General features: G+C 54.5%; 11 protein-coding genes and 1 pseudogene. 5 read left to right on the top strand and 7 right to left on the bottom strand.

Translation table 11 applies throughout. The features are described 5' to 3' along the window. Nucleotides 1-261: 261 nt before the first annotated feature. Nucleotides 262-1,413: an AAA family ATPase gene (locus IPM59_02560; protein ID MBK9214472.1), complete on the top strand. Its 1,152-nt coding sequence runs from the start codon at nt 262-264 to the stop codon at nt 1,411-1,413. On the opposite strand, the gene IPM59_02565 is transcribed toward IPM59_02560, so the two are convergent. The 3 genes from IPM59_02565 to IPM59_02575 are packed head-to-tail and all read right to left on the bottom strand — an operon-like array spanning nt 1,303 to nt 4,321. Then, a complete protein-coding gene (locus IPM59_02565) occupies nt 1,303-2,412 on the bottom strand; it encodes an SGNH/GDSL hydrolase family protein (GenBank protein MBK9214473.1) in 1,110 nt (369 codons plus the stop codon). The genes IPM59_02560 and IPM59_02565 overlap by 111 nt on opposite strands. Before the next feature lie 27 nt (nt 2,413-2,439). Continuing rightward, complete coding sequence (locus IPM59_02570) at nt 2,440-3,216, bottom strand: hypothetical protein (protein ID MBK9214474.1); 777 nt, start codon at nt 3,214-3,216, stop codon at nt 2,440-2,442. A 4-nt stretch (nt 3,217-3,220) separates the two neighbouring features. Then, nucleotides 3,221-4,321: a hypothetical protein gene (locus IPM59_02575; protein MBK9214475.1), complete on the bottom strand. Its 1,101-nt coding sequence runs from the start codon at nt 4,319-4,321 to the stop codon at nt 3,221-3,223. 257 nt (nt 4,322-4,578) lie between these two features. Between IPM59_02575 and IPM59_02580 the strand changes: the two genes are divergently transcribed. The 3 genes from IPM59_02580 to IPM59_02590 all read left to right on the top strand — a co-directional run bounded on the left by IPM59_02580 (nt 4,579) and on the right by IPM59_02590 (nt 7,996). Then, nucleotides 4,579-5,997: an MATE family efflux transporter gene (locus IPM59_02580; GenBank protein MBK9214476.1), complete on the top strand. Its 1,419-nt coding sequence runs from the start codon at nt 4,579-4,581 to the stop codon at nt 5,995-5,997. Between the two features lie 107 nt (nt 5,998-6,104). Then, the gene (locus IPM59_02585; GenBank protein MBK9214477.1) at nt 6,105-6,794 is read left to right on the top strand and encodes a leucyl/phenylalanyl-tRNA--protein transferase; all 690 of its coding nucleotides are present in this window, start codon (nt 6,105-6,107) and stop codon (nt 6,792-6,794) included. 77 nt (nt 6,795-6,871) lie between these two features. Continuing rightward, nucleotides 6,872-7,996: a saccharopine dehydrogenase NADP-binding domain-containing protein gene (locus IPM59_02590; GenBank protein ID MBK9214478.1), complete on the top strand. Its 1,125-nt coding sequence runs from the start codon at nt 6,872-6,874 to the stop codon at nt 7,994-7,996. 75 nt (nt 7,997-8,071) lie between these two features. Here IPM59_02590 and IPM59_02595 read toward each other — a convergent pair whose 3' ends face one another. Both IPM59_02595 and IPM59_02600 read right to left on the bottom strand, forming a co-directional pair. Further along, nucleotides 8,072-9,952, bottom strand: a complete 1,881-nt coding sequence (locus IPM59_02595; protein MBK9214479.1) for a tetratricopeptide repeat protein — start codon at nt 9,950-9,952, stop codon at nt 8,072-8,074. A 213-nt stretch (nt 9,953-10,165) separates the two neighbouring features. Next, nucleotides 10,166-11,320: pseudogene (locus IPM59_02600) on the bottom strand (IS3 family transposase). An 86-nt stretch (nt 11,321-11,406) separates the two neighbouring features. Here IPM59_02600 and thiC point away from each other — a divergent pair. Beyond that, nucleotides 11,407-13,170 carry a phosphomethylpyrimidine synthase ThiC gene (thiC, locus tag IPM59_02605; protein MBK9214480.1) on the top strand — a complete coding sequence of 588 codons (1,764 nt, stop codon included), beginning with the start codon at nt 11,407-11,409 and terminating at the stop codon, nt 13,168-13,170. A 1-nt stretch (nt 13,171) separates the two neighbouring features. On the opposite strand, the gene IPM59_02610 is transcribed toward thiC, so the two are convergent. Beyond that, nucleotides 13,172-13,564, bottom strand: coding sequence for a hypothetical protein (locus IPM59_02610; GenBank protein ID MBK9214481.1), 393 nt, complete (start codon nt 13,562-13,564; stop codon nt 13,172-13,174). 242 nt (nt 13,565-13,806) lie between these two features. Beyond that, nucleotides 13,807-14,253, bottom strand: coding sequence for a nucleotidyltransferase (locus tag IPM59_02615; protein ID MBK9214482.1), 447 nt, complete (start codon nt 14,251-14,253; stop codon nt 13,807-13,809). Nucleotides 14,254-14,356: the final 103 nt, after the last annotated feature.

Raw genomic sequence — 14,356 nt, forward strand, 5'->3', positions numbered from 1 at the left:
CGCTCTCCATTATATGATGCAACAAACCATCGTTCTCAACACCAGTGTCCCACGACGGGACAGTTTGGGACAGTGGAAAATCACCGTAACTGTTGCACATACAGCATTTGCTGGCATATTTGCGGAGTGTCCCACTGTCCCGCAAAGATTTTTGATTGTTGCCTGTATAAAACACTTGACTATTATTGCAACCTGTGCATAAAATGTCAAACATAAATGCTTGATGAGCAGAGAACACATCAGGCGGCCCAGTCGTGTTCGATGAACGAGCTGATCGGTTCCGCATTAGGCGATGACGAGCCAATGTCGTTGTTTGGCGAGTTGTGGCTCGAGGGCGAGATGGCATTGCTGTTTGGCGAGGTAGGCGTCGGCAAGAGCGTACTGGCGACGCAGATCGCCGAGTCGCTTGCGCGATCATGGCAGCTCGGACCGCTGGAGCGAACCGCGGGGCCGCGACGAGTGCTCTATGTCGATCTCGAGATGTCGCGAAAGCAGGTGCAGATGCGTTACAGCGATGATGGCAGGACGGACGGCAAATTGGGCGAACATTATGCATTTTCGGAAGACGTCAAATGGATATCGTTCGATCCGTATGAGGCGATGGCCGAGGCGAACGCCGAAGAAACGGCAAGATCGCTGTGCAGCGGCATCGAACGGGAGGTGCGAAAGCACGATATCGACGTGGTCATCCTAGACAGCCTGACCGCTTTGAAGCGTTCGTATTACGGATCGACCGAACTGTCGCCCGTGATGCGTCGGCTGAGGCGACTCATATCGGACTGTGACGTTTCGGTGCTTGTCATTGCGGACGTAGCTCGCGCCGACAGGCCGCGTGCACTCACATTGAACTGTCTGGGCGGGCTCCGGCTGGCGGCAAATATTGCGGACAGCATTTTTGCTCTGGGCCAGAGCGGCGAGGCTGCGGACGAACGCTATCTGAAGCACTTGCGCTCCCGTTCGACGGACATCATCTTTAATTCGGCGCATCTGCCGACGTTTGCGTTGATCAAGGACGAGAGAGCATTTCTCGGCTTTGAATTTATTCAATACGAGAACGAACGCACATTAATGACCGATATCCGGCTTGAGGCCGAAGACGAGTTGACCGTCAGAATATACAGGGAAATAAAGGAGAAAGGCCGTTCGATTCGCGATGTTGCCGAAGAGGTCGGGAAGTCAAAATCGACGGTCCACAGACTCTATAAGTCGCTCGTCCCGCTTCCCGGCCAGGAAGGCTATGAGGAAGCGGATGAGGCCGAGCAACGGTCAAGCTCCTCCGCCGACGGGGAACCCAAAACAGGCTTACCGCCGCTCAGTCAGAGCGGTGCGAATGGCCATGATAACGGCATCGGCGTAGAGGCGCGAACCGGCCCGGTCGGGATGGCCGACGGCCGCGACCGAGCACCGCCGTGATGAGTAATCGAGGCCCGTCGAGCGTTTTAGCTCGTCAAATGCGACCTTGCAATCGGCCTTGCGCTCGAGAAAGAGCGGATCGGTCACGGTGCCGTCGGCACGCATTCGGAACAGCTTTGTGTCCGGAGCCTCGACCGAATGCTCCTCGGTGAGCGGCGAAGCGACGAAGACACCCTGCGTGCGGCCGGCTTTTGCGTTGAGGTCATCGACCGCAAGGCGAAGACTGCGGTCGGATCCCGTCATCCACAGCCGCGAGCGCGTTACGGCCTTCTTGAAGAGCCGGTTGAAGAGCAGCGGCCGCATCAGGCCGTTGTTTGCAAGCGACTGGAGAGCTCCCGGAGCATTTAGCGTTTCGAGCCAGCCGTTAAAGACCTTTCCTTTTGACGAACGCGGGCTGATCATCGGAAAGTAGCCGACGAGGACGATCAAGGCGTCGGGATTATTTGCCGAGATGTGTTCGAGCAGTTCACCGACACGCTTTCGGCAAACTTCCTCGATGAGCGGCGGCAGCTTCTTGTTGTCGCCGAAAGGGTCGAGCACGCCCTCGACCGAGATATCGGTGATCCCTGCGGAGAGGATAACCATATCGGCGCCGCGCGCTCGGCCCGCCTCGCGATATTCGGCCGATGCGGTCTCAACCTGCTTGAACATGCTCGGCGTCGAGACATTGACCTCGCCTTTGTAATAGTGGTTCTCGTCCTTGCCGGCGCGACGGTATTTCTCGGCCTCCTTGGCATCAAAACGGACCGTCGCTCCGGAATGGGCCTTCACCTTGAGCTTGACGTCGCGCGGCGAACCAAAGGCATCGCGCCGCAGCCATTCGGCCGTAAGGCTGTAGATCTTGTCCTCCTCCACGAGGCCCTGGCCCCAGATGAGCGAATCGCCGACAACAAGCAGGTGATAAGGTTCGCCGTCGGCAGCCAGCACATTTCGAGCCGGAATGGCGGCGAGCGATGCGGCAAATGCCTTAAGGAAATTGCGGCGGTCGAGGTGAAGCATCAAAAAGTAGCTATTAGCTTATAGCTGTTAGCCATTAGCTGTTTTTCTGAGCCGAAGGGCCATTAGGATCGACAGGCAGCCGATGGCTGCCAGCAGGTGCTTGATCGTATGGCCGCTGATGACGCCGCCAACGGCATTAAATATCACACTGTCCCACAGCTCTGCGAGCTTGGCCAGGCCATACCAGATGGCACCGGCGAAGATCAGCCATCCGTGCGAATACATCGGCCGGAATAGCAGCAGCAGCACAGGCACTACCAAAAGAGGCATCATCTGGACCCAATAGTAGAAACGCAGGTCCTGGAATTGGTCCCAATAGAATACGCTGCCGGCCCCGATAACAATTGCGGGAACCAGCAGCACGCGGAGCCGAGGGCTGATGTATTCGCCGAGCAAGGCGACAAACATACCCATAAATCCGACCGTCAACGTCAGGCGGTCCCACACGAGCGTTGCGTCGGCCGGGGCCCAGTGATAATAGGCGGAGGCGACGCCGACCGAGGCGATGCCTGAGAACATAACGATCCAGGCGGCCTGCATCGGGCCCGCGTGTCTTTTGAAGAGCGTGATAAGGCCGGCGATGCCGACGAGCAGAAAGCCGAGATTTGACGCCACATCGCCGAAGTTAGGAATGCCGATGAGCGGCCGCTTGTCGGCGAAATTGTGATACTCCTGATACTGGCCAAACGGCGGCCAGATGATAAGCAGCGTCGCCAACGAGCCAAAGACGATGGCAGCGATCACGGCATGCCGCCAGCCAAATGCTGTCGGCCCCGGCGAGGTCGCTTGGGGCGGATCATTCATTGCGTCAGTAGATAGACTTTAGCTTATCCTCTATCGCCTCGGCAAAGGCACGCGAGCCCTCGACATTCGGGTGGGCGGCGGACGATAGTTCACACATTCGCAGGGAAAAGCGTCCGTAGTGCTGAAATTTCAGTTCAGAGAATACGCGGGCACAGCCGACGAGCCGTTCCTCATAGGTCTCGTCATTCGGCCGCTGGTCCATACCGACTTCCCAGAGCAGAGAATCCTTCGTTCCGTAGCTCCGGTCTGCGGTTATCGGTGACGGGACAAAGAGCACTCGAGGCTTGTCAAAACGTGCATTGGCCCGATCGATGGCGCCGCGTGCCTCGCGCTCGTACTCACGCATCCAAAGCGCTGATCGCTTGGCGAGCTTGCGCCTTAACGGCCTGAAAATCTGTCGCGTGACAACATTTGTAAAGATGCCCTGCAGCGAGCGCGGATAGCTCACGATCCTAAGGAAATACGGCGGTATCTTCTTGAGTTTTGCCTTGCGCGAGGCGACCGGGAAATAGCCGACGACGACGATGCGGGCTCGTGGAAAGGTGGCCGCAATGTGTTCTAGAATTCCCTGCAATGCCTCGCCGCAATACTGCTTGATGTCCCGGCCGAGGCGCTTTTCCGATACGAACGGATTGATGATATTCCCGACCAGCACATCCGTGATGCAGCCTGACATCATGACGAGGTCAACATCGTCGCCGCTCGCGTATTCGCGCCGCGCATCATCGATCTGCATCCGAATGCTCGGCTGCGAGATGTTTGCCTCGGGATAGCGGTAGATAGTGATGTCATCGCCGGCCTTCTGCATGGCAGCGAGTTCGTCGGCGTGCAGATTGAGACGCGCGCCGCCGTGGGCCTTGACCTTGAGGTTGACCTTGCGAGGTGATCCGGAGGAATCATTCTCAAGCCATTCTTTTACGAGGGTGTAGGATTTGTGCTCGGGCTTGAGGCCCTGCCCCGCAATATGCGAATCGCCGACCACCAGCATGTTGAGCTCGGCCGGGGCCTGGCCGACGGCGGCCCGGACGAAAAGCAAGCTGACCGCCGCAAATAATGCGGCACTCAGCCTTCGACAGGCGGACGATCTTGTCTCTTGAACCAACATCTTATGCGGGGAGGAACAGATGCCCCATTTTAGTTGCTGGCGCAGCGAGAAAGCAACGGCCTCGCCAGAAAAAAGCCGTCGTCGTCGATTGCATCTGTCGGCCGGCCTGTGTTACTTTCGTCAAACTATGAAGCTTGCCCTCCGCTAATTAATCCACCGCAATTCATGCTCTGATTCGTCGAAGTGCGCCTTTACGAAACGGGGCGTCTCTGGACACATTTTTGTGTGTCGCTCTATTACTATTAAGGTGAAACGACATGTCTATCGAAACGCCGCCGACGCTGGCGGCTGACAATTCAATTCGCTCGATCCTCAGAGAAGCTCTGTGGGGCTCGACGCGTGATTTTACTCAAGGCAGTCTCGGTGCGGCGATCGTCATTCTGGCGGTGCCGATGATCATCGAGATGTTTGCCGAGAGCCTGTTTGCAGTGGTTGACATATTTTTCGTCTCGCATCTGGGTGCGAATGCGGTCGCGGTCGTCGGCATTACCGAATCGATGATGTATCTCATCTATTCGGTCGCGATCGGCATAAGCATCGGAGCGACGGCGACCGTTGCGCGTCGAATCGGCGAAAAGGATCCCGACGGTGCGGCACGTGCCGCCGCGCATTCGATCTATCTCGGCGTGGCGGCATCGATAGTGCTCGGGGCGATCGGTGCGATCTTCGCGCCGGACATTCTGGCGGCAATGGGAGCAGACGAGCCGACCATTGCCGAGGGCGTCAATTTTACCCGAATCATGCTCGGCGGCAACGTCGTCGTGATGATGCTGTTTCTGCTCAACGCGATCTTTCGCGGCGCCGGCGACGCAGCCGTGGCGATGCGCGTGCTGTGGATGGCAAACATTCTGAATATGGTCCTTGCGCCGTGTTTTATCTTTGGCGTCTGGATCTTTCCGGAGATGGGCGTCACGGGTGCCGCTGTCGGCACGGTCATCGGCCGCGGCGTCGGTGCGGCCGTAGCCGCGTACACGCTGTTCTTTGGCAATCGGCGAGTAACGATACGAGGCGAGCACTGGACGTTTGACAGTTCGCTGCTATGGAAACTCGCTCGGGTCTCAGGCCCGGCCATCTTTCAGTTCTTTGTCCAGACCGCAAGCTGGATCGGGCTGATCCGCGTGATTACGGGCTTTGGGATGATCGCGCTTGCCGGCTATCAGATCGGCATTCGCGTGGTGATCTTTGCGCTGCTGCCATCGCTCGGTTTGGCAAACGCGGCCGCGACGCTCGTCGGCCAAAATCTCGGTGCCGGCAAGCCCGAACGCGCCGAAAAGGCCGTCTGGACGGCCGCCCGTTACAACGCCGTCGTCCAAACCTCGATCGGTATCGCTTTTGTGATATTCGCACCGCAGATCGCAGGCATCTTTACACAGGAGCCTGAGGTGCTGGCGTTTGCGAGCGATGCATTACGCGTGATCGCATATGGTTTCTTCTTCTACGCGATCGGCATGGTGCTCGAAACGGCATTCAACGGCGCCGGCGACACCTGGACGCCGACGTATATTGCGTTGGGCGTTTTCTGGTGCTTCGAGATACCGCTGGCGTATTACCTGTCGTATCGAGCAGGCCTCGGCCCGCACGGCGTGTTTTGGTCGATAACGATCGCGTTTTCGGTCCTGGCAGTCGTCGCGGCATTGCTGTTCCGCCGCGGCAAGTGGAAGCTGAAGGAAGTATAGGAAGTGTAACCGCAGAGACGCAGAGACACAGAGTAAGCGAAAAGAGATTAATCCTATTGTGTTCTTGGTCATCTCTGCGTCTTTGTGTCTCTGCGGTAAAATTCCCTATGGTCTTCCCGAATCCACTCACGCACGATTACGCCGAGTGGGTCGAGATCGGCGAGTATCTCTACAGCTCTCGTGATGTCGTCGCTTACGGCACGCCGCTGACGACTGAGAATGTTCGCGAGGCTTACCTGAAAGGCATTTTCCCGTGGTACACCGAGGGCCTGCCGCTGCCGTGGCATTGCCCCGAACGGCGGGCGATATTGGAGTTCAGGGAACTGCACGTTCCGCGAAGTTTGCTGCAAGCGAGGCGAAAGGGCGAGTTTACGTTCACTATCGACAAGGCGTTTGCCGATGTGATGCGCGAATGCTCGTTGGCCTATCGCCCCGGCCAGGGCGGCACGTGGATCACTGCGGATTTCGAGCGCGTTTACGGCCAACTGCACCGTGAAGGCATGGCCCACAGCGTCGAGGCGTGGGACGTCGACGGCGATCTCGCCGGCGGCCTCTACGGCATCGACGCGGGCGGCGTCTTTTGCGGCGAATCGATGTTCTATAAGCAGCCAAACGCCTCAAAACTCGCCCTGCTCCACCTCATCGACCACCTAGCCGCACGCGGCTCGACCTGGCTCGATTGCCAGGTGATGACACCGCATATGAAAGCCCTCGGGGCTAAGGAGATCAAGCGGAAGACTTTCCTAAAACGTTTATCCGAATCGCACCTTGCGGCTGCCAGTTTGTTTTCGGAATAAGTGATAAGGTATAAGGCAAAAGTGCGAAGTTCGACCTTATAACTTGTCCCTTCTCACTTATCCCTTATTCCGAAGTTATGAACTTTCTGATCTACGGAGCAAACGGTTACACCGGCGAACTGATCGTTCGCTACGCGGCCAAGCGTGGTTTGAAACCGATCCTTGCCGGCCGCAATGCGATCGCGGTCGAGGCGTTGGCTAAGAAGCATCATCTCGAGTACCGCGTGTTTTCGCTTAACGAGACCGACCGGTTGGATGCGGCATTGCAGGAGGTCGAGATGGTGCTGCACTGCGCGGGGCCGTTCTCGTTGACCTCGCGGCCGATGGTCGAGGCGTGTATTCGCAACAAGAAACATTACACCGACATCACCGGCGAGATTGCCGTTTTCGAGGCGTGTGCGGCCATGGGCAAAAAGGCCGAGGACGCGGGCGTGATGCTGATGCCGGGCGTTGGGTTTGACGTGGTTCCAAGCGACTGTCTCGCGAAGCATTTGAAAGATCGTCTGCCGACTGCGACACATCTGTCGCTCGCATTCTACGGCATGGGCCGCATCTCACACGGCACGCAGGCGACGATGACGATGAATGTCGGCAAGGGCGGCGCCATCCGCAAAGACGGCAAGATCACGAGCGTCCCCGCCGCGTGGAAGACTCGCGAGATCGACTTTGGCGACGGTGTCAGTAGCCCGAGTGTCAGTAGCCCGCACGTAAGTAAGGGCTCAAGCGACGTTAGCATTCCACATGCGGTTAATGGCCCAAGAGTCGTAAAGACCGCCGTCACCATCCCGTGGGGCGACGTAGCGACAGCTTACTATTCCACCGGCATCCCAAACATCGAGGTCTTCACCGTCGTCCCGAAGCCTCAGCTCAAGATGCTAAAGCTCAGCCGCTACCTCGGCTGGCTCCTCGCGTCAAAGCCCGTCAATAACTACCTCCAAAAACAGATCCCGCCCGGCGGCCCCACCGACGAGGAACGCGCCAAGGGCCGCACCCTAATGTGGGGCGAAGCCTCAGACCTAAACGGCAACCGCGTCCAATCCCACCAACAAGGCCCCGAAGGCTACACCCTAACCGCCCTCGCCGCCCTCAACATCGCCGAAAAGATACTCGCCGGCAACTTCACCCCCGGCTATCAAACCCCGGCAAAAGTCTACGGTGCGGACGTGGTACTAGAAATTGAAGGAGTTACGCGACAGGATTGACTGGAGCGGCAAGCATCCCTGCTTGCCTGAGGCGAAGCCGAAGAGCTAACTTAAGACATCTACGGCGTTGATTCTTCATTTAAGCTTCTGTTCTTTTAAGGCGACTTCCAAATTGTTTTTAGCATCCTTGTCGGTTGGATCTAATTTCAAGGCCATCCGATAGTCCGCAATTGCTTGGTCGATATTTCCCTTTTTTGAGAATGCGACTCCCCGACTGACATGGACACCTGCATCATTGGGCTTAATATTAATTGCTCTATTGTAATCCTTGATCGCTTGTTCGTAATTGCCTTTCTTAGCATTAGCAAGTCCCCGATTGTGGTAAGTACTTGCATCATTAGGCTCTAATTCAATTGCTTGATTGTAATCCCTAATAGCATTATCAAAATTGCCTTTGCGAGCATAGGCGACTCCCCGATTGTGATAGGCAGTGGCAAAAGCATTCCTTAGCTCAATGGCTCTTGAGTAGTCTGTGATTGCATCGTCATAACTGCCTTTGTTCACATAGGCAGTTCCACGCCCTAGGTATGCCTCGGGAAAGTCAGGTCTTAACTCAATCGCCTTAGAAAAATTAGCAAGAGCGCAATCGTTGTCCATTTCTTTCTCACAGTTGTAGGCAATACCGTAATAATCACTTGCAGTATTCGATACGCTTGAGAACAGGCCCGAGGCTAACCAAAACAATCCGCCCAATATCGTTATGGTTAATACTGCGACGCCGACGCGTTTCCATGTCGTGACCTTTTTTTCCTTAGCTTCTTCGAGGATTATTGCCCTTTCTAATCTCTTTTTTTCCTCCTGGAGTTTTGCTTCTTCGATTTTAAGCCGTTTAATTTCTTTTTGTCGCGCGACTTCCGCTTCGCGTTGTTTTCGTGCCGATTCAGCTTGATGTCGTTTTTCCGCTTCTTGGCGTTGACGTTGCTCTTGGACTAATTCTTCGGCTCTCTCGGCCCGAAGGCGTAGCTGTTCAATTCCTTTGATTAGGTCTTTCTCAGTATCTGTAACAAGCCTGTCTTCGCTTTCGCTTCGGCTGAACAAAGGGAAAGTCCTGTCTTCGTCTCCTTGGACTGTTTGCAACTCGTTCTCGATCTCCGTTTGGCCTAACACTCGTCGAAATTCACTAGCCGACGATGGGCGGTTTTCGATGTCTAGTGCTAACGCTTGCATAAAGATCCGGGAAATTTCGACTGGAACGTCCATATTCAGTTCATGAATCGGACACAATGGATCTGGTTTTCTCATTGCCAAGGCGAACGCTCGCTTCGTCAAGGCGTGCAGCGGTGCCTGCCCCGTCAATAATTCATAAAAGGTCGCGCCGACGCTAAATAAATCGCTTCGTGCTTCCGTAATTTCGCCTTCAAGTTGTTCTGGCGAGGCATATGCCTCTGTCATGGCAAACAGGCTTCGATCATTGTGTTGGGACATTAAACCAACCGTGCCTTTCGCGAGGCCAAAGTCCAAAAGCATCAAATGCCCGTTTTGGGTCAGTTTCAAATTTGAAGGTTTTATATCACGATGAATAACCGGCGGATTGTGCGAATGTAGATATTCAAGTACCGCCAAAAGTTGGTCGGCGAGGTTTAATGCCAACTCAACTGGTAACCATCCGCCGTAGTCACGTCGCACATCGTCTAAATCATTGCCGTGAACCAAATCCATTACTAGAAACTGGGCATTATCCTCAATAAAGTGATTCGTAACTCTCGGTAATGAAGGATGTCGCAAGATCGCTAGGAGTTTGGCTTCACGTTCAAACGCTTTCGTCATCTCCTCCGAAAGCTCAGCGTTCTCGTTGATAGTTTGTTTGACTGCCACCTCACAACTCAACCGAGTGTCCACAGCAAGATAAACTGCTCCCATTCCTCCCTTCGCCTTGCCATCGGGCTTCGTGTCAAGACGCGAGATAATACGGTACCGATTTTGCAGTACTGTTTCAGGTGAAAGGGCAGACACCATCGCTAATCTCTCTCAACTCCTATGTTCAACGATACTTGAACGCTTATTTGGATCTCGGGCCATTCTGCATCTGAGCTCGTCGACTATCCTCATGGTTGCTTACGCTGATTCGGTATAATATACGAAATTTAGGTGATTTGGAGTGATTTCCCTCATCATAGTCACGAGTACCGATAGAACCGAACTGCATTGCAACTGTCCAGCCCCCTGTTTTTACCCCAAGTGGAAAGCTAGTGTTTTTGGTCTAACTGCCGTCGGATCGTGATCGAGTTTGGTGGCAGCCGAGCCGGAGGCGAGGCTGGCAGCAAACTCGGCGGGTGTGAGATAGCCAAGCGACGAATGCGGGCGCGTCGTGTTATAGAATTTCCGCCAGCTTTCGATCACTACCCGTGCTTCCCACATCGAACTGAACCACCTTTGGCCCAGCAGTTCATCGCGCAGCTTGCCGTTAAAGCTCTCGCATTTGCCGTTCTGCCAAGGCTTGCCCGGTGCGATGAACATCGGCTGAATGTTGTTTGCCGAGAGCCATTCGCGGGTCGCCCCGGCGATGAATTCACTGCCGTTGTCCGAGCGGATCATCTGAGGGCATCCTCTCTCGCGGCAAACCCGCTCAAGCACCCGTCTCACGCCCCTCGCCGTGATCGATGATGCGACCTCGACCGCAAGGCATTCCCTCGTGTATTCATCAACCAGCGTCAGCATCTTCAGCTTTCGCCCCGAAACTGCCTGATCGAATACAAAATCGTAAGTCCACACCTGGTTCGCCTTCTCGGCCTTTGGAACGATCATCTGCACGTCCTGACGCCGTCTTTTCGGCCTTTTCCTCGCAAGTCGCAGCCTTCAGCTTCTTCCACCAGCGATGCACACGCTTGATGTTCACCACCTCTCCGGCCCGTGCCAAGCATCGCCCATATCCGCCGATACCCGAATCGCGGATAAGCAAGCGCCAACTCCTTTATCCGCTCTGAGATCGGGTCAGGTGCTCGCTCTCGCCGCTCGTACCGATAGCTCTTTCGCTCCAGTTCCAACAAAGCACACGAGAACCGCTCGCTCATACCCGCACCGATCATTATCCTCACTGCCTCTCGCCGGTCCGACACGCCTACCACTTTTTTTAAGCACCTCTTTGATCGCGTCGATCTCAAGATCGCGCTCAGCCAGCAGACGCTTCAACCGTGCGTTCTCCTGCACCAGCGTTCGGTACTCCCGTACCTCCTCGACATCCATCGACCCAAACCGCTTCTTCCACCCGTAGAACGTCGTCTCGTGCACTCCCTTCTCACGGCAATATTCCTTAACGCCTTTCCCGCTCGCCTCCGCCCCTCGCAAGATCCCCACGATCTGCTCTTCCGTATACTTTTTCCTCATTGCAAGAACCTTCCTCCATTCTATTTGATTCTTGCTTTCCACTTGGGGTAATTTTACGGGAGCAGGTCACAACCGAAGAGGAAAGAATGATCTCAATTCAAAAAAATCGCGAATCTAAAAAACTCGATGATTTACGGGTTACGTACCCGCAATCAACTCGGATTTATTCGCAAGGTTCCACTGCCAACTTAAGAGTACCAATGCGAAGAATAGCTTTTGGCACCGGCTATAGCAGTAAAGACAACCGACATAGGGAGCTGGTGGATGGTATTTCACTATACGATACCACTGGTCCCTATGGGGATCCGGCATCGACTATTGACTTAGCATTGGGACTATCTGGCTGTCGCGCAACCTGGATTGAATCAAGAAACGACACGGAGGTTCTTTCGGAGAGAACTTCCGAATATGCGGCTCTTTTGTTAGGCAGTGGAACAGCCTGCCATGGTATGAGTAGACGTGCTGAAGTCCGCAGAGCAATAACTGGAAAGAACGTGTCGCAAATGCACTACGCGAGGCAAGGAATAGTAACCCCTGAAATGGAGTTTATTGCGATACGGGAGAATCAGGGGTTCCTGGAAAACAAAACGATTGGTCACAAGCATGCTGCTCACTCTTTCGGCGCCATTCTCCCATCTGAAGGTTACACACCGGAATTTGTCAGGCAAGAGGTTGCTTTGGGGAGAGCTATCATACCGTCCAATATCAATCATCCTGAGGCCGAGCCGATGATAATAGGCAGAAATTTCCGAGTCAAGGTTAATGCCAATATCGGAAATTCAGCTGTAGCTTCAACTATCGCAACAGAAGTTAAAAAGATGATTTGGGCGTGCAACTGGGGCGCCGATACGGTCACAGATTTGTCAACTGGCCGGGATATTCATCAAACACGAGAGTGGATTCTCCGGAATAGTCCGGTTCCAATCGGGACCTCTCCAATTTATCAGGCGCTTGATAAAGTTCGAGGAAAAGTGAAAGACCTGAGTTGGTCCCTATTTAGGGATACGCTCATTGAGCATGCAGAGCAAGGCGTTGATTTCTTGACAGTAAATGTGGGGGTTTCAATTGTCGACGAAGGAACAACGGACGATCGACTTACAGGTATCGTGTCCAGAGGTGGGTCAATCGTTGCTGAATGGTGCCGGCATCATCAACGTGAGAACTTCCTAATTGAACACTTTGATGAAATCTGCGAGTTAGCTAGTGCCTATGGATTCATAATTTCTTTGGGTAACGGATTACGTTCAGGTTCGATATCCGACGCAAACGACACAGCACAATTTACCGAGCTAGAGCGAATCGGAAAATTCGTGAAACGCGCATGGAGATATGACGCACAAGTTATGGTAGAAGGGCCAGGCCATATTCCAATTCATTTGCTGAAGGAGAACATGGATCAGCAACTTACGCTTTGTCATGAGGCTCCGTTTTATAATTTAGGCCCAATTGTTACTGATATCGCCCCGGGTTATGACCACATGACTTCAATAGCGGGAGCAACGCTGATGGCGTGGTATGGGTGTTCGATGTTGTGTTACCTGACCGCCAAGGAACATCTTGGATTGCCTAACAAAGATGACGTAAAGCAATCCTTAATCGCGTACCGAATCGCCGCTCATTCCGCGGACTTAGCTAAAGGTCATCCTGCGGCCCACTATCGCGACAACGCCCTAAGTTCCGCAAGATTTCAGTTCCGCTGGGAAGATCAATTTGCCTTGGCAATAGACCCTATAACCGCTAGAGACTTTCACGATGAAGGCCTACCTGCCGACGCCGCAAAGAACGCGCACTTTTGCTCCATGTGCGGCCCAAATTTTTGTTCAATGCGCCGCCAAGATAGTCCGACATAGCCTATTTCTTCTTTCGCTTCTGGCGGCTGACGGAGATGGTTTCGGAGAGGTTTAGGAGCATGGTGTGGCCCTTGAGGTCGGGGCGGGGAAATTTTAGGGTCGCGTCGATCTTGATGTTGAAGTTGCGGCAGAACGGGGCGGCATTGATGCGAAAGCTCGCACCTGTCGCAGCGACGGGAAATGCCTGGTTAAAACGCGGGCTTGTCGGTTCTATCGCGATCGTGTCGCGGACGCGGCTGTAATAGAGGTTAACGGCCTCAGGCGTGCCCATGAGCTGGTAGGCCCTGCGGTTGAGCAGGATGAGCTTCGCGGGGCTGATCGTCACGTGAACGCGGTTGGCTATCGGTTCATTCGGTCCGCCGTTAAATCTCTCAAAATCTCGGTCGAGTGCCATGATGTATCATACATAGCACGTCATTGCATTCTATGTCAAGCAGTTTTTGCTTCTTAGGAAAGATGTTGGCAATACAGGGCATGGGCGATCTTGTCGATCGCCGCCTGCTCGTCAAATTTGTCGATCTTGGCCAGTTTGTGATCCGGGACGCAAAAACGGTCCGGAAATCATGCGCGTGGGTCATACAAAACAGCGTTTGGTCATACGAAAACACGTCCCAGGGACGCATGCGCGAGAGTCGGTCAGGAGTTCTCGGTGAGCCACGCGATGTCGCCGCTGTCCTTGTCGCGATCCGCAGCTTTCTTATTTGCTAGCAGATCGCTTTTTGATAAGACGAACACTTCCAGATCACCGATCGCGACAGCGACCTTGTTCTTCCACGCTTCGTCGAACGACACGCCGCTGATCCGGGTCATCAGATCGATGCGACGCGGTTCGAGACCTAATTGGACGACGTTGTCACGCGACGTGAAGTCCTCGACCGATATCTTGTCAAGCGGCGCACCAAAGTCGCGCAGGGCCGCCATTATTCGCTCCGCATTGTCCGGGCTGTTTCGTAAGAAAATGTCGATATCGCCTGTCGCCCTCGGCCGACCGTGAGACGCAAGCGCAAACGCCCCGACGACGATAAAGTCAACCGCGGCGTTTTTTAACGACCACAATATGTCTCTGAAGTCGGGGTTCAGCATCGAGGTTCTCTTTGAAGGCCCAAGCGTCGAGGGTGAGTTGATCTACCATCTCGATCAACTCGCCAGGGGTCTTATCTTTTAGATCGCGCCTTGTGTCAGATCG

The organism is Chloracidobacterium sp., from assembly GCA_016715795.1.
Lineage (GTDB): Bacteria > Acidobacteriota > Blastocatellia > Pyrinomonadales > Pyrinomonadaceae > OLB17.